Here is a 21,266-nt window from a genome sequence, read left to right as displayed (position 1 = left end):
GCATGGAGTTTAAAAAAATCCAATTAAACGGATTTAAATCTTTTGCTGAAAAAACCAACTTTTTAATTGAAGATGGTCTTACAGGTATAGTGGGTCCTAACGGTTGTGGAAAATCTAACATTGTAGAATCTTTAAGATGGGTAATGGGAGAGACCTCAGCAAAAAGTATGCGTGGATCTGGTATGGAGGATGTCATATTTTCAGGAACATCTAATAAAGCATCAAAAAATATTGCGGAAGTATCAATCGAAGTTGAAAACAAAGATAAAGAAGGTCCAATCCAATACCGTGAATTGGAACAAATACAAATTAGAAGAAAAATAGAAAAAGATAAAGGATCTAAATTTTACATTAATGATAAAGAAGTTAGAGCAAGAGATACTCAAATGTTTTTTGCAGATCTTTCGACTGGTGCGCACTCTCCATCAATGATTAGTCAAGGAAGAATAGGTTCATTAGTAACTGCGAAACCAACCGATAGAAGAGCTATTTTAGAAGAAGCTGCAGGAATATCTGGTTTGCACGTTAGAAGACATGAGGCTGAATTAAGATTAGGTGCGGCTGAGAATAATTTAAAAAGAGCAGATGAATTAAGAAGACAGCAAGAAAAACAGTTGGCAAATCTTCAAAAACAAGCTGAAGAAGCAACAAAATATAAGCTCATTTCGGATCAAATTAAAAAAATTGAAGCAGGTTTATATTATTTAAGATTATTAGAGATAGACAAAGAAATTAGAATTGAAAATGAAATTAATACTGAGGCAGAAGGAGAGGTAGAAGGATTTAATAGTAAAATATCTGAATTAGAAAATTCAATTAAAACTTTTACAGATAAAGTAAATCCATTGAGAGAAAAAAATATAGAAAATTTATCAAGAATACAAAGACTTAATCTAGAACTTCAAAGTTTAGATGAGGAAAATACAAGAATTCAAGATGAAATAGAAAGCATCAAAAAATCAAGTCGAACACTTGATGATGATATCACGAGAGAAAAAGGAATTATTATAGATGCTAACTCAAATGAAAAAAGATTGAAGGAAGAAAAAACTGAATTAATTGAGACAGACTCGAAGTATTTTGAAACAGAAAAATTATCTAATGAAGATTTAGAAAATGCAAAAAATAAACTTAAAGAAGAACAAAAAGCTGTTGATGAAATTGTAAACAGTTTAGCTGAAGAAACTGTAAATATAAGTGTTGGTCCAATAAGAAATGTAAAAAATACTATATCAAGGGTAAAAGAATTAATAGATAGTAATGAAATAAATCAAGCTGTGACACTTCTAGATAGATGCAACATGGAACTAGATAGTTTTTTAAATGATTTAAAAAATGAAAGATCTAGAAATGAGTTATTAGGAGTTAGTGAAAAATCAAAAAATATAAAATTATTACAAGAAAAATATGCCGATGCATATAGTAAAAATCAATCAATTAAAAATGAGTCTATTAAAAGAAATGAAAGAATTAAAACCATTGAAACGGAAATTGAAAGTTGGAAAAATTTACTAACTAATTCAGAAAAAATGGTTAATGAATTAACACAAAGAAAAGATAAATTATCAAAACACCTAAGTGATTTAGAAAACCAACCTAGAGCACAAGCAGAAAGAAAAGGTCAAATTTCAGAAAATTTAAGAATATCAAATAAAGAAAAAATTGATAATGAAGCTATTATTGATGAAACGGATCAAAAAATTGAAATGTTAAGAGCACAGTTAAATGAAATCCAAGAACAATCAATTCAAATAAGAGAAAGAAAGGCAAGCTCAGGAGCTACAATTGAAGGCCTACAAAAAAGAAAAAATGATCTCCTTGATAGAATTAGTTCTGAGTTAAATTTGAATGAAGATAATATTTTAGAAAATTCAAATTTAAATGGAGTAGAAGAGCTTCCAAATCCAGTTGATCAAGAAGATGCTTTAGACAAGAAAAAACAAGAAAGAGAAAAATTAGGATCTGTAAATTTAAAAGCGGACGAGGAAACAAGTAAATATGAAGAAGAGATAAAAAAAATGGAACAGGATCGTGCCGACCTTGTTACTGCTATCGTGAAACTGAAAGATAGTATCAATGAACTTAATCAAAAAGGAAGAGAAAGATTGATAGAAGCTTTTGAAAAAGTTAATAGAAAATTTAATGAAGTTTATACAAAACTTTTCAATGGTGGAAATGCCAAACTAGAATTGGTGGACTCTGATGATCCACTTGAAGCGGGTTTGGAAATGTTGGTTAGTCCTCCGGGAAAAAGACTTCAATCTATAACTTTGTTATCTGGAGGTGAACAAGCATTGACTGCCCTCTCTTTAATCTTCGCAGTATTTTTAACAAAACCTTCACCTATATGTGTATTGGATGAAGTTGATGCGCCGCTTGACGATGCTAACGTAACAAGATTTTGTAGTTTACTTGAGGAACTAATTAAAATCACCAACACCAAATTCATAATTGTAACTCATCATGCTTTAACTATGTCAAAAATGAACCGACTATATGGGGTGACTATGCCTCAAAAAGGAATTAGTCAGCTTGTGGCTGTTGATTTACAAAAAGCAGAGAGTATGGTTGCATAAACTATATAAATGCCAAAAGACACTTTCAAAAATCGCTTAGAGATTGCAAAAAGCAAGATTTCAAAGAAAAATCTCTTCAATAAGAAGAATGACCCCTCACCTTTAGGAATTGCATTCAAATTGAGCACAGAACTGGTTTCTGCAGTGGCTGTGGGGACAATTATTGGGTTTATTTTTGATAAGACCTTTGGTACTAAACCCTGGTTTATATTAATATTTTTTTTTGTTGGTGTAGTTGCTGGAATAACCAATGTGATAAGATCTGCAAAAAAAATGCAAAAATAAATAAGTACTATGGCAGCAAATCCTATGTCTCAATTCAATGTTTATAGAATTGGACCAGAAATTAAAGTTGGAGCATTCGACATATCGTTTACGAACTCAAGTTTGTTTATGATTTTAAGTACTGTATCTATTTTGTTAATATTTAATTTAGGATCAAAAAAAAATTCAATACTACCAAACAAAATTCAATTATTAGCAGAACTTAGCTATACCTTTGTATCTAAAATGATTAGCGATACAGCTGGATCAAAAGCGAAACCATACTTTGCATTTATATTTTCTCTATTCATGTTTGTTTTATTTTGTAACATGTTTGGAATGATACCTTATACTTTCACTGTAACCAGTCATATCATTGTAACATTTGTTCTCGCAGCATTTATATTTATTGGAGTGACTGTAATTGGGTTTATTAGACATGGATTTGGGTATTTAAAATTATTTGTTCCAAGTGGAGTACCTGCAGTATTACTACCTTTAATTGTTGTTATAGAAATTATTTCCTATTTAAGTAGACCTATAAGTTTATCAGTTAGATTATTTGCCAATATGATGGCTGGTCATACTATGATGAAAGTTTTCGGAGGCTTTGTAATTAGCCTTGGAATAGTTGGTGGGTGGCTTCCACTAAGTTTTTCGGTTGCGTTGACTGGTTTGGAGATCTTAGTTGCTTTTCTTCAAGCTTATGTTTTTGCAATCTTAACCTGCATCTATTTAAATGATGCATTAAATTTACACCATTAATAACAGAGGAGGATATAATGGAATTAGAAGCAGCAAAAATGATCGGAGCAGGTTTAGCGGCAATCGCTTTAGCTGGAGCTGGTGTTGGTATAGGAATAATTTTTGGAAATTATTTGTCTGGAGCAATGAGAAATCCATCTGCAGCGCAAAAACAATTTCCTAACTTGCTTTTAGGTTTTGCACTTGCAGAAGCTACAGGATTATTCGGATTGGTAGTTGCGTTAATCATTCTTTTTGCGTTTTAAATTGATGATTAAAAAAATATATTTTCAGACGATATTTTTTAGCTTTTTATTTATTCAAGAAGCTTTTGCAGCTGAAAGTGGAGGTATGCCTCAATTAAATCCAGAGTTTTGGGTTTCTCAAATCTTTTGGTTAATACTTACTTTTGGTATTATGTATTTAGTTTTATCTAAACTAATATTACCGAAAATTAGTAATAACTTAGAGTCAAGAAAATCCCAAATATTAGAAAACATTGAGGCTGCTGAGAAACAAAGAGAAGATAGTGATGCGAAGCTAAAAGAATATGATGAAATTATCTCTAAAAGCAAACTAGAGGCTAATAGCATTTTCAATCAAGCAAGAGAGAAAGCACTTAAAAACATTGGTGCAAAAAGAGAGATTCTTGATAAGCAAATTGATAATGAAATTGCTGAGGCTGAAAAAGAGATAGATACATTAAGAAAGAATGCGCCAGATAAAATAAATAAAATAGCTATTGAGACTTCATCTGAGTTATTACAAAAACTTATTGGTACTGAAGTAAACAACAGCAGTATATCTGCAATTGTTGACGATCTATCTAAAAAAAATGGAGATAAATACTATGGCAATTGATGCAACATTTTGGGTAGCCGTATCATTTGTTATTTTTTTTGGAGGTTTAATTTATCTTAAGATACCTCAAAAAATTTCTGAAATGTTAGATAAATTGATATCTGACATAAAAAATGAAATTGACGAAAGTGAAAAATTGAGAACTGAAGCAAAAACACTATTAGATAATTCACAAAAAAAATTAGATACAGCTCAATCTGTTAGCAATGAAATCCTTGAAAACGCTAAAAAAGATGCTGATAGATTGATAATTGAAATGAATGATAAATTTCATAAATCCTCAGAAATTAAAAAAAATTTAACTGAAAATAAAATAAGTCAGATGAAAGAGGCTGCTTTAAAAGAAATTAAGGACACTTCAATAAAGATTGCCGTAGACTCAGTAAAAAAAATAATAACTACATCTGTAGATAAGGCAAAATTAGATGCTGTGTTTCAAAAAAATTTAGATGAAACTAAAGAAGAGTTAAAAAAAATTAACTCATAATACACTTACAATTTTCAAAAAAAGCTATAAATTATTAAAATGAATTCTATAGTCATCGGATCAGGATTTGGTGGAATCGCAGCAGCGCTGAGACTTAAAGCTAAAGGTCATAAAGTAAAATTAATAGAAAAACATCCAGACCTAGGTGGTAGAGCTAGAGTTTTTAGAAGAAATGGGTTTATCTATGATGCTGGACCAACAGTAATTACTGCACCCTATTTAATTAATGAATTGTTTGAGTTATTCAATAAAGATCCAAAAAATTATATAGAACTAACCCCACTAAAAATTTGGTACCAATTTATTTTTGAAGACAAAACAAAATTTAACTATTCGGGTGACGAATTAGAAATGAAAAACCAAATTGAGAAGCTAAGTAAAGAAGATGTAAATGGATATGAAAAGTTAGTTAATTTCACCAAAAAGATTTTCGACAAAGGTTTTTCAGAACTTGCAGATGTGCCATTTAATAAACCTTTTGTAATGATGCAGCAATTGCCTGCCCTTTTGAAACTTAAAAGTTATAAATCAGTATACTCACTTGTTTCATCTTACGTAAAAAATGAAAAATTAAGAAGAATGTTTAGTATGCATCCTTTGCTAGTTGGGGGAAATCCTTTTACCACCACTTCTATTTATGGATTAATTCTTTATTTAGAAAAAAAATGGGGAATACATTATTCAGTTGGAGGAACAGGAAATATAATTAAAGGTTTTGAAAAGTTAATGAATGAGGTTGGTGTTGAAATAATAAAAAACAGTGAAGTAACGGAAATCATAACAAAAAATAATAAAATAAGTGGTGTAAAATTAAATAATGAAAATAAAATTGATGCAGATAATGTTGTTTGTAATGCAGATCCACCAGCATTTTATGAGAAAATGTTAAGCAGAAGCAACGAGAGTTCCATGTTGTTTAATTGGAAAAAAAATCGAATGGAATATTCTATGGGTTTATTTGTTTACTATTTTGGAACAAAAAAAATTTATGAGAATGTTGAACATCATACAATAAAATTTGGAAACAAGTACAAGGAACATCTTGATGATATATTTGATAAAAAAAAATTAAATAATGATATCAGCTATTATCTTCACAGACCTACAGCAACAGATAAAGCTATGGCTCCAGAGGGAAATGATTGTTTTTATGTTTTAGTGCCTGTTCCTAACAATCAGTCAAAAATTAATTGGGAAATTGAAGGTGAAAAAATGAAAGATCTAGTAATTGGAAAAATGGAAAAAGACTTAATGCCAGATCTTAAGAAAAATATAATTGAAGATTTTTATCTTACACCTGATTACTTTGAAAAAGAGTTAAATACAAAATTTGGATCAGGTTTTTCAGTTCAACCCAAATTTACACAATCAGCATATTTTAGATTTCATAATAAATCAGAAATATATGATGGTTTATACTTTGTTGGCGCAGGCACACATCCGGGAGCTGGGGTTCCGGGTGTTCTGTCTTCAGCAAAAGTTTTAGATAAATTATTTTAATGTTAACTAAAAATTATTTAACTCTTTACGCCAAATCTTTCAATTGGGCTGGTTTTTTTTTACCAAAAAAAACTTACGAAAAATGCTCTGCACTTTATGATTTTTGCAGAGAAGCAGATAATATTGCTGATGATGAAAACAGGATGGAAGTAAAAAAAGATAATTTTAATAAATTTAGAAATAATTTTGTAAATAAAAATTATGATAATCCAGTTATTAAAAACATGTGGGATTTAATTAATGAATTTAATATTTCTACGAAAATTGTTGAGGATTTATTTGAAGGTATTAATTCTGATATAAAAGAAAATGTTAAACTTAATTCAAAAAAAGAATTATTAATTTATTCTTACAGGGTAGCTGGAACTGTTGGATTAATGATGGCTAAAATATTGAATGTTCACAAACAACAATCTTTAAAATCAGCTATCGATCTTGGAATTGCTATGCAATTAACAAATATTTCTAGAGACGTTATAGAAGATAAAAAGAATAATAGATTTTATATCAATGAAAATTTTGAGGAAATAAAGACTACAATAAAGCTTTCAGAAAAGTTTTATGACAATTCATTTTACTCAATTAAAGAAATACCATTCAGTTTTAGATTTTCTATTTTGGTTGCAAGAAGAGTTTATAGAAAAATTGGTTATAAAATTTTAAATAAACAAAACATAGAAAATTATAAAAAATCAGGAAAAATTTATGTTTCAAATATTGAAAAAATTATTGAAACTTTTTTATCTATTTTTGACTTAATTAGGTTGTCACTTATAAGTATAAACGATGATAATATTAATCACGATCATAATTTAATTAATGAAGAAATAAATTTAAATGAAAGAATTTGATTATATAATTATAGGTGGAGGTTGTGCGGGTCTTTCATTAGCATATGAGCTAGAAATTTATAATAAATTAAAAGATAAAACTTTAGCAATTGTTGATCCAAGGGAGGATTATAAAAGAGACAAAACTTGGTCTTTTTGGAAAGTTTTTCCTCATAACTTTGATGATTGTGTAAAAAAAAGTTGGACTAGTTTTTCAATAAATACAACAAGTGAAACAAAATTTATAAATTGTAAATCTACCCCGTACCAGACGATTGATAGTGGTATGTTTTATGAAAAAATACTTCGAAAACTTAAATCAAATAAAAATATTACTTTTTCTAAAAGTATGGATAACATAGATAAGTCAAAATCAATTGTATTTAATAGTGTACATAATTTCGAGAGTAGGCCCAGTGAGTTATGGCAACACTTTTGTGGCGTAGAAATAGAAACTCGAAAAGATTTTTTTGATGAAGAAATATTTAACTTAATGGATTTCAATTGTGATCAAAGAAGTAGAGTGCACTTTTTTTATACTCTGCCATTTACAAAAAAGACAGCACTTATTGAAACTACTTGGATATCTGAACTAAATAATAGCTCCTTGACTGATTATGAAGAACAAATTGATGACTACTTATGTAATCATTTAAACTTAAGACAATGTAAAGTATATTTTCAAGAAAAAGGAGCAATTCCTCTTTTTAGACAAAAAAATAAAAATGAATTAAATGAAATTAACATAGGATCGGCTGGGGGTATGACTAGACTTAGTACAGGTTATACTTTCCTAAATATTCAAGAACAAAGCAGATATATAAGAAAAAACTTAGAAAATATAAAAAATGTTAATCAATTTAAAATTAATTCAAAATATGATTTTTTAGATAAAATTTTTTTAAAAGTTCTTAAAAATAACCCGTATGAAATGGGTAATATTTTTTTAAAAGTTTTTAATTCAAAACCTAAAACAGCCATTAATTTTTTATCAAACAAAAGTAGTTTTTTTGAAGATTTAGAAGTTATTCTAAAAATGCCTAAGTGGAAATTTTTAAAAGAATTGATTTAATATGAGCAATAATAAAAAAAAAATAAATTTTAATCATTCGTTTATTTTTTTCTTTTTAATAAATATTTTTTGTATTTTATCTTTTAAATTTAGTAATTTAAAAATTTCATCAATTTTATGTTTACTTTTAATTTTAATTATAGGTGTCTCTCACGGATCATTAGACCATATTAAAGGAAAAAAAATTCTTGATAAATTAAAAATTCAATCAACTTATATATTCTATATTATTTATGTTTTAATTTCTGTAATGGTGATAGTGACTTGGATGCTATTGCCATCAATGACTTTAATTCTTTTTTTAATAGTTGCTTCCTATCACTTTGGTAAAGAGGATACAGATTTTTTAATAAATGATAAATCTTATTTAAATCATTTACTTTATTTTTTTAAAGGAATTTTAATTATACTTGCTCCTTTATATTTTAATTTTCAAGAAACTATAGAAATATTTAAATTGTTATTAATTGATAATGAGGTGTTTTATTCAAGTTTAAGTTTTATTGAGACAAATAGAGTAATTCAAATAGGAATAATCTGTAGCACTTTATCTAGTATTTATCTTTTCTTAAAGAATTTTGAAATTAAAAAGTTTGTAATTTTTTTAGATTATTTTTCAATACTAATATTAAACTATTATTTATCTCCGCTGCTAGCCTTCACTGTGTATTTCTGTTTTTTACATTCAATAAGACATTCAATTTCACTAGCTTTCGAACTTGATACATATAGTATAACAAATGGATTTAAATTATTTGTAAAAAAAGCTTTACCTTTAACAATTTTAACAGCTGTCCTTTGTTTTATTGCACTATACATGCTTAGTAATTCATACAATTTAGACAGTGCAATTTTAAAAATAATATTTATAGGTTTGGCGTCTTTAACCTTTCCACATATATTGCTGGAATATTTTTTAGAAAAAAATGAAAAATAAAGAATTAAAAATATTGTTATCTGCACCTCGTGGATTTTGTGCTGGAGTAGAGAGAGCAATCGAAATAGTTGAAAAATCTATACAAAAATTTGGTGCTCCAGTTTATGTACGTCATGAAATTGTACATAATAAACACGTTGTGGATAATTTAAAAAATAAGGGAGCAATATTTGTAGAAGAGCTAGAGGAAATACAGGATAAATCTCGACCAGTAATTTTTTCCGCACATGGAGTACCAAAAAAAATACCTGAAGAAGCAAAAAATTATAAGATGACTTACGTTGATGCTACATGTCCACTCGTATCTAAAGTTCATAGGGAAGCTGAAAATTTAAATAAAGCTGGTTATCACATACTTTTAATTGGTCACAAAAACCACCCTGAGGTAATAGGAACTATGGGTCAATTAACTGAAGGTTCTATAGATTTAATTCAAAGTGAGGAAGATGCTATTAACTATCAAAATTATGTAAATAAAAAAATATCATATATTACACAGACTACTTTATCAGTTGATGATACTAAAGAAATAATCAAAATTTTGAAAAATAAATTTCCAGATATAAAAGAACCAATGAAAGAAGATATTTGTTATGCAACTACTAACCGTCAGATGGCAGTAAAAAATATTGCAAAAAATTGTGATATGTTTTTTGTCATTGGTAGCAGAAACTCATCAAATTCTGTTAGGCTTGTTGAGGTGGCAAAAAAATCAGGATGTAAAAATTCACAACTTATCCACTCAGAAAGCTCAATACCATTTGATCAAATTGAAAATTGTAATACTATTGGTATATCGTCAGGAGCATCTGCGCCTGAAATTTTAGTCGAAAATTTTATTAATGATTTAAAAAATAAATTTTCTATAAGTATCAATGAAGTTGAAATAATTAAAGAAGATGTAGTATTTAAAGTTCCTAATAAGTTAAACTAAAATATGGCTGTTTATACTAAAATAAAGCAAAAGGAAATTGATACTATTAATGAAAATTTTAATTTAGAGAAGATTACAAGCTTTAAGGGTATCAAGCAAGGTATAGAAAACACAAACTACCTTCTTAAATCAAAAAAGAAAAAATATATATTAACTATATTTGAAAAAAGAGTTTTGCAGAAAGAAATACCTTTTTTTATGAAATTAATGGATAGTCTGAATAGTTCAAACATAAATTGTCCCAAACCACTTAAAACCAAAAATAATCAATATCTTATTAAATTAAGAAATAAAACTGCATGTATCGTTTCATTTTTGGAAGGTAGGGATAAAAAAATATTAAAAGTAAATGATTGTTATGCAATTGGTAAAACTATTGCTCAAATGCATATAGTTACAAAAAAAATGAAACTTAACAGAAAAAATTCAATGGGAGTTAGAAATTTAAAGCCTTTATTAGAAAGTATTAAATTTAAATCAAAAAAATTTTCAAATTTAAAAATATTTTTAAAAAACAACCTAAAGGATATTAATAAAAATTGGCCTAAACAATTACCCAAAGGTATTATCCATGGTGACTTATTTATAGATAATATCTTCTTCAAAAAAAAGAAGCTTTCTGGAATTATTGATTTCTACTTTGCTGCTAGTGATTATTTTATGTATGAAATTGCTATATGTATAAATGCTCTTTGTTTTGACCATAAAAAGGGGAAATTCAAAATGAATAACAATAAAATTAAAAATTTAATCAAAGGGTATGAAAGTGTTAAAAAAATTTCATTGAAGGAAAAAAAATCTATAAATACTTTGTGTAGAGGAGCTGCATTAAGATATTTGTTAACTAGACTGTATGACTACTCAAATACGCCCAAAACAGCGCTGATTAAAATTAAAGATCCTAATGAGTATTATCAAAAGTTACTCTCACATAACAATTTGAGTTCATTTAAAGATTATTTAAATTAATGATTACAATTTATACAGATGGCTCTTGTTTAACAAATCCAGGTAACGGTGGATGGGCTGCAATTATAAATGATGGAAAAGAAATAAGAAAAATTAGTGGTAACGAAAAAAATACAACGAATAATAGAATGGAGTTGCTGGCTCCAATTAATGCATTGAAAGATATGAAACCTGGTGTTGAAATAAAAATATATACAGACTCTCAATATGTAAAAAATGGAATAACTGAGTGGATTAATATTTGGATGTATAATAATTGGAAAACGTCAAAAAAAGAAGATGTTAAAAATAAAGATTTGTGGATTGATCTATATAATTTAAATAAATCACTTAGTATTCAATGGAATTGGGTTAAAGCTCATAACGGAGACCCTTTAAATGAAGAGGTCGACTTACTAGCTAAAAAAGCAGCAAATTTAGATTAAATTTAAAAAATTTTGAGCTGCTGAAATTTCACAAGTAGCAGTATCTTCTTCTGCTTGTATTTTCTTTACAATATTGTCCTCGATTAACATTGTATATCTTGCTGATCTCATTCCCTGACCCCGATCGTATCTATCAATTTCTGCTCCAATTGATTTAGTAAATTCACAGTATGGATCTGCAGCCATAAATATTTTATCTTCGGCTTTTTGACTTTCACCCCATGCTTTCATAACATTTGGATCATTGACTGAAACACAAATAATTTTTGTAACCCCTTTATTCTTCGCTGTCTCATAATTATCAACATAACCTGGTAGATGTTTTGCTGAACAAACTTTTGTAAATGCCCCAGGAACACCAATCACAATTGTTTTATGATTTTTAAAAACTTCTGTTGTAGTTATTTTTTTGGCTACTCCACTTGAGTCTAAATAATAAAATTCAGAATTTGGAAGCTGTTCCCCTTCTTTAATTTTCATTTTGTTTTACCTACAATGTAGTTTTTAATTTTCTCTAAATTATTTTCAATTATATCATAATCTTCTTTTTCATTCAAAATAAACTCCAGTTTTTTTGGTAATTCAGATCTTAAATTTATAGCTTTAGAAACGGCATCAGGAAATTTACAAGGATGTGCTGTTGCTAGTACAATATTATTTCCTTTTAAGTTATGTTTGTCAAAAGCACCATACCCGATAGCTGTGTGTGGATCTAAAACTACAGAAAATTTTTCATACACCTTTTTGATAACCTCTAAAGTCTCATCCTCACTCATTCTAGCTGATAGAAAATTTTCTCTAATTTTATTTAATTTATCTTCACTAATTAAATATTTTCCATTATCTTTAATATTTTTCATATCTAATGAAGTCTGTTTATCGTCCTCATTATTTAGGTCGAATATAAGTCTCTCAAAATTGCTAGCTATTTGAATATCCATACTAGGAGAAATAGTTTCAGAGACCGTTTCTGCCTCATAAGTACCTTTTGATATTGCTCTATGTAAAATATCGTTTTGATTAGTTGCAACAATTAATTTATTAATAGGCAAGCCCATTTTTTTAGCTAAATATCCGGCATAAACATCTCCAAAATTTCCTGTTGGTACTGAAAAATTTGTTGGTTCCTCAGTATTTTCAACTAGTAAATAGCTATAAAAATAATAAACACTTTGAGCAATAATCCTTGCCCAATTAATAGAATTTACCCCTGACATTTTGATTTCATTTGAAAACTTCTTATCTGCAAACATAGATTTAACTAGATTTTGGCAATCATCAAAATTTCCTTTTATAGCTACATTAAATACATTTTCATGTTTACCTGTTGTCATTAATTTTCTTTGCACTGGTGAAACACGATTATCTGGATGAAGAACAAAAATATTAACATTTTTTTTGCCTTTAATTGCATCAATTGCTGCAGCACCGGTGTCTCCAGATGTTGCAACCACAATATTAATTTTTTGATTTTCATTATTTAAATAATATTCGTAAAAGTTACCTAAAAGTTGCATGGCAACATCTTTAAAAGCTAAAGTAGGACCATGAAATAGCTCTAATACCGTTTTGTCTCCAAGCTTAATTAAATCTACAACATTATCTTTTCTAAATGTAGAGTAAGATTTATCAATAATGTTAGCTAATTCAGCCTGAGACATAAAATTACCAATAAATGGATAAATAATTCTTTTAGCTAAATCTGAATAACTAAGTTTTTTTAAATCTTTAATTTCATTTTCATTATATTTCACTAATATTTCAGGAATAAATAAGCCCCCATCGTCAGCAAGACCTTTAATAAAAACATCTTTAAATTCAAAGGTTTTTGATGTGTCTCTTGTACTTAAGTATCTCATTTAATAATTTTTTTTTCTAAAATATAAATATATTAAAAGGATTGAAACCGCCATAGAAAACCAAGTAATTGCATACTTCTTATGATTATTTGAAATTTTAGCAGTTATCACTCTTGGTTTTGGAATTTTATATTCACCGTTTAAATAAATGACATAATTTGAAAAATTTCTACCAGTAAATTTTAAAATATCTTCTCTATTCAAAGTGAACCAATAATTTTTTTCAATATCATTTTCAGGCTTAAATGAACTTGGTTTGGTTTGCAGCATAAGAGTGCCAACTATTTGATTTTGATCAACTAAATTTATTTCATTTAGACCTTTTTTTTCGAAAGGTATCCAGCCCCTATTAATTAAATAATTTTCGTCACCAATTTTTATTGGATTAACAACTTCAAATCCAGGTTTGCCTTCATCATTTAAGTTATATAAGTAAATTTGTTTATCAAAATCAATTTCTCCACTTGTCTTTATTCTAAGATAATTTTTTTTTTCAACATTGGATAATTCTACAGGGTTATTTTTTAAAGAATTTTCAATTTGCTCAATTAATTCTAATTTCCAATTTAATCTATAAATTTGCCAAAACCCCAACGAGAGAAGAGTTAAAATAATAAAATAAACAAAAACCGAAAATAATAATTTATTCTTCAAGGATAAATATTAACTTCCCCAAATATAAATTGCAGCAAATAAGAAAAGCCACACTACGTCAACAAAGTGCCAGTACCAAGCAGCTGCTTCAAACCCAAAATGATGATCCTTTGTGAAATGACCAAGTCTTCCTCTCCATAAACATACGGCCAAAAATATTGTTCCAATAATCACATGGAAACCATGAAAACCTGTCGCCATGTAAAAAACTGCTCCATAAATATGACCCGAGTAGGTAAAAGTGGCATGATGGTATTCATATGCTTGTAATAAGGTAAAAAAGAAACCCAGGATTACCGTTAAAGTTAACCCTTGTATAAATCCTTTCCTATCATCCTCTAATAAAGAGTGGTGGGCCCAAGTAACAGTTGTCCCTGATAGTAATAAAACTAAAGTATTTATCAAAGGAATGTCCCAAGGATCAAATGTTTCAATATCTTTTGGTGGCCACACATTTCCAACAAATTCATTTGGAAACAAACTTATATCAAAATAAGCCCAGAACCATGCAACAAAGAACATTACTTCTGAAGCAATAAATAAAGTCATTCCATATCTATGATGAATTTGGACAACAGGAGTGTGATGTCCTTGATGTTCGGCCTCAATTACAACATCTCTAAACCACATATATGCACCGTAGATTAATAAAGCCAAACCAAGATACATCCCCCAAGAAATACCGTTATGCATATAAAAAATTGCACCTATAGCTAATACTAAGCATGCAAAAGATGTATAGATTGGCCAGGGACTTGGATCAACTAAGTGGTAATCGTGTTTTTTTTCTGCTGACATTTTCCGTGATTATGATTGTTTATAGTAATCTGTCGAGAAAAAAGTGTACGACATAGTTACATCTTGTAGATTTTTTGTAGTTGGATCGTTCACAAGGTCAGGGTCTAAATAGAAAGTCATTACGTAAGTTGCCTTCTCTCCTGCCTTCAACTCTTGTTTTTCAAAACAAAAACATCCTAATTTACTATAATATTTACCGAAACTTGCAGGTGACACGTTAAAACTAGCCACACCATGAGTTGTTTCATTTCCTAAGTTCTCAACTTCAAATTCTATTCTGTTAACCTGGCCAACTTTCACATCAATGACGTTTGATTTTGCTTTGAAATTCCAATCAAGGTTGTTCACATTTGTATCAAATCTCACACTAACAACCTTATCTAATACTATTTTAGGAGCTTCTTTAGATACCTGTGTTGTTCCACCAAAGCCTGTAACTCTACAAAACAAATCATACAAAGGTACTGCCGCAAAAGACAATCCCAACATAAGGATAAAAATCCCAGCTAAAAGTAAAGGAGTTAATGTTTTGCCTTTAATCATATCTGTCTATCAAATACTCCAACGTTGTATAAAGTAAATATAAATAAAAATACCATAAACGCTAAAATTGCTATAGCAGTTATAATATTTTTTTTCTTCGTTTTTTTGTCAGGTGTTATCATATAATTTTATCAACTAAAAAAAGAACAAAAATTAAAAATAAATACAAAATTGAATATCCAAAAATAGATTTTGCTTTTTTTGCATCAAATTTATTTTTTTTAAATTTATAAAGATCGAAACATAAATAATTATAATAAATTGTCAAAATTAAAGATGGTATTAAAAAAGTTATACCTACAAATCCAATTGCGTAAGGCAAGATAATTACAGGTAACATCGTTAAAGAATAAACAAATATGTTTAATTTTGTACTCTCAACGCCATTTGTAAGTGGAAGCATTGGTATATTCGCTTTTTTGTAATCATCTGATTTATACAAACTTAAAGCCCAAAAATGTGAAGGCGTCCAAAAGAATATAATCAAAAAAAATGTAATTGGCTCAAAAGTTAAAGAATTGGTAGCTATAGTCCAACCAATCACCGGGGGTAATGCTCCTGCTGCTCCTCCAATTACTATATTCTGCGGAGTTTTTCTTTTTAACCAAATTGTATAAACAAATACATAAAACAAAATAGTAAAAAATAACAAACTAGCTGATATTCTGTTTGAATAATAATCAAGCGCAATTACAGAAAAAATCGAAAGAGAAATTCCAAATACTAGTGCTTGATTTCTATTTACCTTCCCTGTTGGAATTGGTCTTAAACAAGTTCTTGTCATAAGGGCATCTAAATCTGACTCGTACCACATATTTAAAGCCCCAGCTGCTCCTGCTCCAATTGAAACTAAAATTATTCCAATGATTGCATCTTTTGTTGGAATTATATTTGGAGCCATTAACAATCCAACTGCACATGTAAAGATAACCAAAGACATTACTCTTGGTTTCATTAATTTAAATAATTCAGATAAATTAAAGGCGTCTTCTTGAGATAGGTTTCTATTTTTTAATTTAGACTTAATCATTAATTTAAAATTGAAAAATCTTGTTTGTTATACTTAGCTAGTAGATTTTTCAACACCCTCTTCATCCTCAAACTTTGGTAATTCCTCAAAAGTATGAAAATTCGGTGGAGATGGTACAGTCCATTCTAAAGTTGTAGCGCCTTCTCCCCATGGGTTTTGTGCTGCAGCCTTTTTCTTATAAAACGCATAAGCAAGGTTTATAAAAAATACTACCAATCCAATTACAGAAATGTAGGAACCAATTGAAGAAATGTAATTCCATCCTGCAAAAGCATCTGGATAGTCAGCATATCTTCTTGGCATTCCCGCAAGCCCTAAAAAGTGTTGTGGGAAGAAAACCAAGTTAACTCCGATAAACGTTAACCAGAAGTGTAATTGACCCATCCACTCTGAGTACTCATAACCAGTCATTTTTCCAAACCAATAGTAAAATCCTGCAAAGATTGCAAATACAGCTCCTAAAGATAGCACGTAATGAAAATGAGCAACAACGTAGTAAGTATCATGCATTGCAGTGTCAACTCCAGCATTCGCAAGTACTACTCCGGTAACTCCACCAACGGTAAATAAAAATATAAATCCTAAAGCCCAAACCATTGGAGTCTTAAATGAAATCGAACCACCCCACATAGTTGCTATCCATGAAAATATTTTTATACCAGTTGGAACCGCTATGATCATAGTTGCAGCTAAAAAGTACGCTTTAGTATCTGTGCTTAAACCAACTGTATACATGTGGTGAGCCCAAACAACGAAACCAACTATTCCAATTGCGACCATTGCATAAGCCATTCCTAAGTATCCAAAAACTGGTTTTCTAGAAAATGTTGAAACAATATGACTGATCATTCCAAAACCTGGTAAAATCAAAATATAAACTTCCGGGTGACCAAAAAACCAAAATAAATGTTGGAATAGAACTGGATCTCCTCCAGTTTGCGCATCAAAAAAAGCTGTTCCAAAGTTCCTATCTGTAAGAAGCATAGTAATTGCTCCTGCTAAAACTGGTAATGATAACAATAATAAGAAAGCAGTTACTAATATTGACCAAGCAAATAATGGCATTTTGTGCAATGTCATACCAGGTGTTCTCATGTTTAAAATTGTAGTAATAAAATTTACTGCACCTAAAATTGAAGAAGCTCCAGCTAAGTGTAGACTTAAAATTGCAAAATCCATTGCTGGACCTGGTTGACCTGCTGTAGATGATAATGGTGGATATATTGTCCATCCTCCTCCTACTCCTGTTTGACCTGGAGGGCCATCCATAAAAATTGACATAATTAATAATATGAAAGATGTAGGCAGTAACCAGAATGAAATATTATTCATTCTAGGAAAAGCCATATCAGGTGCACCAATCATTATTGGAACAAACCAATTACCAAAGCCACCTATCATTGCTGGCATAACCATAAAGAAAATCATTATTAAACCATGACCAGTAACTAAGACATTATATAAATGATAATTTCCACCTAAAATTCCATCACCTGGATGCATCAGTTCCATTCTCATTAAAACTGAAAATGCAGTACCAATCACACCTGCAATAATTGCAAATATTAGATACATAGTTCCAATATCTTTGTGGTTAGTTGAATAAGCCCAACGTTTCCAACCAGATGGAGTATGATGATCGTCGTGTGATGCCGTTTGTGTATACATATTATTTACTCGCTAATTTTTTAAATTGATCTTGCTCATTAATTTCTTTTGCAAATTTGACTTTAGCGTCTAACAACCACTCTTGATATTCTTCCTCAGTAACAACTCTAACTTCTATTGGCATAAATGCGTGTTTAATTCCACACAGTTCAGAACATTGACCATAATAAGTTCCAACTTTTTCTGCTTTAAACCAAGTTTCATTTATTCTTCCAGGCACAGCATCTCGTTTTACTCCAAATGAAGGAAGTGCCCAAGCATGAAGAACATCATTAGCAGTGATCATTACCTTAACAACTTTATTTACTGGAACAACCAGTTCATTATCTACGGCTAAAAGTCTAGGCTCGTTTTCTTTTAAATCTTTAGTTTCGATCATATATGAGTCGAAGAAAATATTTTCATCTGGATACTCGTATCCCCAGTACCATTGATATCCTATAGCTTTAACTGTTATATCCGCCTTTGGAATTGCATCTTGTTTGTATAAAATTTTAAATGATGGAACTGCCATCACGATAAGAATTAAACATGGGATTAAAGTCCATAAAACTTCAACAGCAACATTATGAGTTCTTTTTGATGGAACTGGATTTGCTGAAGCTCTAAACCTTATACAAGCATAAACCATTAAAAATAGAACAAAAACACTAATTGCTATTATAATAGGTAACAACAATTTATCATGGAAATTAACTATATCTCTCATAGTCTCGGAAGCAGCCTTTTGAAAACCTAGTTGCCAATCGACTGGTTGATTAGCGAATGCGCTTGAAGTGATAAAGAATGTTAGAAATATATATAAAAATTTTTTCATTTTTTTACCTTATATAGAGTGTCTTTTAAAAAAATACACTTTTACTTTTAGCGACAAAATATCAATTAATGGCGTAATTTATGATCGATAAGGCAGAAATTACAGCCGTTTCAGATCTCAAGATGTTTTCATTGATTTTAATTGGTTGGACATCGTTAAAACTAAGAATCTCTTCCCTTTCCTCCTCAGAAAAATCTCCCTCAGGTCCTATAATTACACAAGTAGGCTTTGTAGTTAACTTTTTAATGTCAATTTTTGTATTAGTAGTGTTGAGGTCAGTAAATATTAAATCCATATCATTATTTAAAAAGCTTTTTAAATTTTGAGGATCCTCAATTGGAGGAACTCTTATTCTATTTGACTGTTCGGTTGCTTCTATGATTACTTTTTCCAATCTCTCTTTATTGATCTTTCTAACAATCGTTCTTTCAAAGATAACTGGTAAAAACTTAGTTACACCAAGCTCAGTAGCTTTTTGAATCATAAAATTTAAGTAATTTAATTTGATTGGAGAGAAAGCTAACCAGAGTTCTTTTATATTTTCTTTCTGTCTTAATTGCTTCGTAACATTAAACTCAACTATGTTTTTGGTTATATTTAAAATTTTAGCTTCCCATTCACCACTACTATTAAAAAGAGAAAAAACTTCATTTTCTTTAATTCTCATTACTTTAGAAACATAATGAGATTGAGATTTATCAAGTTTGTCAGTCAAATTAAGAGATAAACTTTTTGAATAAAATAATCTAATGTTACTCATATTGATAAGTTAGTTTATGCAAAATATTAAAGCAATAATTTTTGATGCTTACGGCACCTTATTTGATGTCAATTCAGCTGCTGAGAAATGTAAAGGCAAAATAGGTGATAAGTGGGAAAGTTTTGCTAATCATTGGAGAACTACACAATTAGAATACACTTGGCTAAGAAGTTTAATGAAACGTCATAAGGATTTTTGGCAAGTGACTGAGGATAGTTTGGATAAATCAATGAAAACCTATGAAATAGATTCTCATATGAGAAATGAATTATTAAACCTTTACAAAATTCTATCACCATTTAAGGAAGTGCCTGAAGTTTTAAAATCTTTAAAAAATAAAAATTTAAAACTTGCTATTCTTTCAAATGGTACACCCGCTCTTCTCAATCAATTAGTTAAAAGCAATAATTTAGATAATTTGTTTGATGATCTCTTTTCAATTGAAGAAGTTGGTATTTATAAACCAGACTCTAAAGTTTACGATATACCAATTAAAAAATATAATATTAAAAAAAATGAGGTTGCTTTTTTAAGTGCTAACACTTGGGATATATCTGGTGGTGGAAATTATGGTTATAATTCTATTTGGGTTAATAGAAACAATAATACTTTTGATAATCTAGATTATGTACCAAAACATCAAATTAAAGATCTTAGTAAGTTACTTGATATAATATAAAAAATTCTTATTTATAAAATATGAAAAATATTGAAGTTAGTAAAATCATTGATCCTATTCCAGCTTCTGACGGTGCTGGAGTTAAATTAAAAAGAAGTATTGGTGTTGAGCCAAATTATTTTGATCCTTTCTTAATGCTTGATGAATTTGGATCAGAAAATAGTGAGGATTATATCGCGGGTTTCCCACCCCACCCTCATAGAGGAATTGAAACAGTGACTTATATGTTGGCTGGCGACTTTGAGCATAAAGATAGTTCAGGTGGTGAAGGTAGAATGACAGCGGGAGATGTTCAATGGATGAAAACAGGAAGTGGGATCATTCATTCAGAAATGCCTGCTATGAAAGAAGGAAGACTTCATGGTTTTCAATTGTGGATTAACATGCCCGCTAAATTAAAAATGAGTAAGCCTGAATATCTTTATATTGATGCTGATAAAATGAGTGTTCACAAAGATGATGAGAAACAAGTAAAAGTAATTGCTGGTAAATTCAAGAGTGCTGAAGGACCAGTAAAAGGTCATAACGTTGAACCGGTTTATTTTGATGTTGAGCTCAACAAAGGTAAAGAATTTAATTTTAAATTACCATCTACCCACAATACTTTTGTTTATTTAATTAATGGTGAAATTGAAATTGGAAAGGATAAACACGATCAAGTTACAGATAGTACTTTAATATTATTAACTAAAGGTGAAGATTTAAGTGTTAAAGCAAAATCAAATACTAAGTTTTTATTGATTTCAGGTAAACCAATAAATGAGGAAATAGCTAGAGGTGGACCATTTGTTATGAATACTAAAGCAGAAATCTTGAAAGCAGTTCAAGATTATCATAATGGTACGTTTGTAAAATAAAT

24 protein-coding genes are annotated in these 21,266 nt (G+C 29.3%); 15 read left to right on the top strand and 9 right to left on the bottom strand.

Annotated elements, in window-relative coordinates; genetic code table 11:
• Positions 1-2: 2 nt before the first annotated feature.
• Genes ACTT9X_RS01130 through rnhA form a run of 13 tightly spaced genes read left to right on the top strand, consistent with a single transcriptional unit; the run spans position 3 to position 11,599 of the window.
• A complete protein-coding gene (locus ACTT9X_RS01130) occupies positions 3-2,576 on the top strand; it encodes a chromosome segregation SMC family protein (protein ID WP_440933863.1) in 2,574 nt (857 codons plus the stop codon).
• Positions 2,577-2,585: 9 nt separating this feature from the next.
• Positions 2,586-2,861, top strand: coding sequence for an AtpZ/AtpI family protein (locus tag ACTT9X_RS01125; RefSeq protein WP_440933862.1), 276 nt, complete (start codon positions 2,586-2,588; stop codon positions 2,859-2,861).
• Between the two features lie 9 nt (positions 2,862-2,870).
• Positions 2,871-3,605, top strand: coding sequence for a F0F1 ATP synthase subunit A (locus tag ACTT9X_RS01120; RefSeq protein WP_440933861.1), 735 nt, complete (start codon positions 2,871-2,873; stop codon positions 3,603-3,605).
• 17 nt (positions 3,606-3,622) lie between these two features.
• Positions 3,623-3,850, top strand: a complete 228-nt coding sequence (locus ACTT9X_RS01115; protein WP_006997791.1) for a F0F1 ATP synthase subunit C — start codon at positions 3,623-3,625, stop codon at positions 3,848-3,850.
• 4 nt (positions 3,851-3,854) lie between these two features.
• Positions 3,855-4,445 carry a F0F1 ATP synthase subunit B family protein gene (locus ACTT9X_RS01110; RefSeq protein WP_440933860.1) on the top strand — a complete coding sequence of 197 codons (591 nt, stop codon included), beginning with the start codon at positions 3,855-3,857 and terminating at the stop codon, positions 4,443-4,445.
• On the top strand, positions 4,420-4,932 hold the full coding sequence (locus ACTT9X_RS01105; protein WP_440933859.1) for a F0F1 ATP synthase subunit B family protein: 513 nt from the start codon (positions 4,420-4,422) through the stop codon (positions 4,930-4,932). Before ACTT9X_RS01110 ends, ACTT9X_RS01105 begins: the two co-directional genes overlap by 26 nt.
• Before the next feature lie 39 nt (positions 4,933-4,971).
• On the top strand, positions 4,972-6,432 hold the full coding sequence (gene crtI, locus ACTT9X_RS01100; RefSeq protein WP_440933858.1) for a phytoene desaturase family protein: 1,461 nt from the start codon (positions 4,972-4,974) through the stop codon (positions 6,430-6,432).
• Entirely contained in the window at positions 6,432-7,283 is an 852-nt protein-coding gene (locus tag ACTT9X_RS01095) for a phytoene/squalene synthase family protein (RefSeq protein WP_440933857.1), read from the top strand. Before crtI ends, ACTT9X_RS01095 begins: the two co-directional genes overlap by 1 nt.
• Positions 7,270-8,334: a lycopene cyclase family protein gene (locus tag ACTT9X_RS01090; RefSeq protein WP_440933856.1), complete on the top strand. Its 1,065-nt coding sequence runs from the start codon at positions 7,270-7,272 to the stop codon at positions 8,332-8,334. The genes ACTT9X_RS01095 and ACTT9X_RS01090 overlap by 14 nt, the downstream gene beginning before the upstream one ends.
• A gap of 1 nt (position 8,335) precedes the next feature.
• On the top strand, positions 8,336-9,271 hold the full coding sequence (locus tag ACTT9X_RS01085; RefSeq protein ID WP_440933855.1) for a Brp/Blh family beta-carotene 15,15'-dioxygenase: 936 nt from the start codon (positions 8,336-8,338) through the stop codon (positions 9,269-9,271).
• On the top strand, positions 9,261-10,205 hold the full coding sequence (ispH, locus tag ACTT9X_RS01080; RefSeq protein ID WP_440933854.1) for a 4-hydroxy-3-methylbut-2-enyl diphosphate reductase: 945 nt from the start codon (positions 9,261-9,263) through the stop codon (positions 10,203-10,205). The genes ACTT9X_RS01085 and ispH overlap by 11 nt, the downstream gene beginning before the upstream one ends.
• 3 nt (positions 10,206-10,208) lie before the next feature.
• Positions 10,209-11,174, top strand: a complete 966-nt coding sequence (locus tag ACTT9X_RS01075; protein ID WP_440933853.1) for a homoserine kinase — start codon at positions 10,209-10,211, stop codon at positions 11,172-11,174.
• Positions 11,174-11,599 carry a ribonuclease HI gene (rnhA, locus tag ACTT9X_RS01070; protein WP_440933852.1) on the top strand — a complete coding sequence of 142 codons (426 nt, stop codon included), beginning with the start codon at positions 11,174-11,176 and terminating at the stop codon, positions 11,597-11,599. Before ACTT9X_RS01075 ends, rnhA begins: the two co-directional genes overlap by 1 nt.
• On the opposite strand, the gene ACTT9X_RS01065 is transcribed toward rnhA, so the two are convergent.
• From ACTT9X_RS01065 to ACTT9X_RS01025, 9 genes are all read right to left on the bottom strand, one after another.
• On the bottom strand, positions 11,591-12,079 hold the full coding sequence (locus ACTT9X_RS01065) for a redoxin family protein (protein ID WP_440933851.1): 489 nt from the start codon (positions 12,077-12,079) through the stop codon (positions 11,591-11,593). The genes rnhA and ACTT9X_RS01065 overlap by 9 nt on opposite strands.
• Positions 12,076-13,458, bottom strand: a complete 1,383-nt coding sequence (gene thrC, locus ACTT9X_RS01060; protein WP_440933850.1) for a threonine synthase — start codon at positions 13,456-13,458, stop codon at positions 12,076-12,078. The genes ACTT9X_RS01065 and thrC overlap by 4 nt, the downstream gene beginning before the upstream one ends.
• Positions 13,459-14,112, bottom strand: a complete 654-nt coding sequence (locus tag ACTT9X_RS01055; RefSeq protein WP_440933849.1) for an SURF1 family protein — start codon at positions 14,110-14,112, stop codon at positions 13,459-13,461.
• Positions 14,113-14,121: 9 nt separating this feature from the next.
• A complete protein-coding gene (locus tag ACTT9X_RS01050) occupies positions 14,122-14,910 on the bottom strand; it encodes a cytochrome c oxidase subunit 3 (protein ID WP_440928570.1) in 789 nt (262 codons plus the stop codon).
• Between the two features lie 9 nt (positions 14,911-14,919).
• Positions 14,920-15,453 carry a cytochrome c oxidase assembly protein gene (locus ACTT9X_RS01045; protein WP_440933425.1) on the bottom strand — a complete coding sequence of 178 codons (534 nt, stop codon included), beginning with the start codon at positions 15,451-15,453 and terminating at the stop codon, positions 14,920-14,922.
• A gap of 118 nt (positions 15,454-15,571) precedes the next feature.
• Positions 15,572-16,483, bottom strand: a complete 912-nt coding sequence (gene cyoE / locus ACTT9X_RS01040) for a heme o synthase (protein WP_440933848.1) — start codon at positions 16,481-16,483, stop codon at positions 15,572-15,574.
• Positions 16,484-16,516: 33 nt separating this feature from the next.
• Positions 16,517-18,151 carry a cytochrome c oxidase subunit I gene (gene ctaD, locus ACTT9X_RS01035; RefSeq protein WP_440933847.1) on the bottom strand — a complete coding sequence of 545 codons (1,635 nt, stop codon included), beginning with the start codon at positions 18,149-18,151 and terminating at the stop codon, positions 16,517-16,519.
• A 1-nt stretch (position 18,152) separates the two neighbouring features.
• Complete coding sequence (coxB, locus tag ACTT9X_RS01030; RefSeq protein ID WP_440933846.1) at positions 18,153-18,968, bottom strand: cytochrome c oxidase subunit II; 816 nt, start codon at positions 18,966-18,968, stop codon at positions 18,153-18,155.
• 61 nt (positions 18,969-19,029) lie between these two features.
• Positions 19,030-19,728, bottom strand: coding sequence for an RsmE family RNA methyltransferase (locus ACTT9X_RS01025; RefSeq protein WP_440933845.1), 699 nt, complete (start codon positions 19,726-19,728; stop codon positions 19,030-19,032).
• 16 nt (positions 19,729-19,744) lie between these two features.
• Between ACTT9X_RS01025 and ACTT9X_RS01020 the strand changes: the two genes are divergently transcribed.
• Positions 19,745-20,407: a haloacid dehalogenase type II gene (locus ACTT9X_RS01020; protein WP_440933844.1), complete on the top strand. Its 663-nt coding sequence runs from the start codon at positions 19,745-19,747 to the stop codon at positions 20,405-20,407.
• Positions 20,408-20,427: 20 nt separating this feature from the next.
• Positions 20,428-21,264 (top strand): pirin family protein, encoded by an 837-nt coding sequence (locus tag ACTT9X_RS01015; RefSeq protein ID WP_440933843.1) that lies wholly within the window; start codon positions 20,428-20,430, stop codon positions 21,262-21,264.
• Positions 21,265-21,266 lie beyond the last annotated feature (2 nt).

This window comes from Candidatus Pelagibacter sp., assembly GCF_052049855.1.
Taxonomy (GTDB): Bacteria; Pseudomonadota; Alphaproteobacteria; order Pelagibacterales; family Pelagibacteraceae; genus Pelagibacter.
The sequence above is the reverse complement of the archived record's forward strand: the minus strand, read 5'-3'. Positions and strand labels throughout refer to the sequence as shown.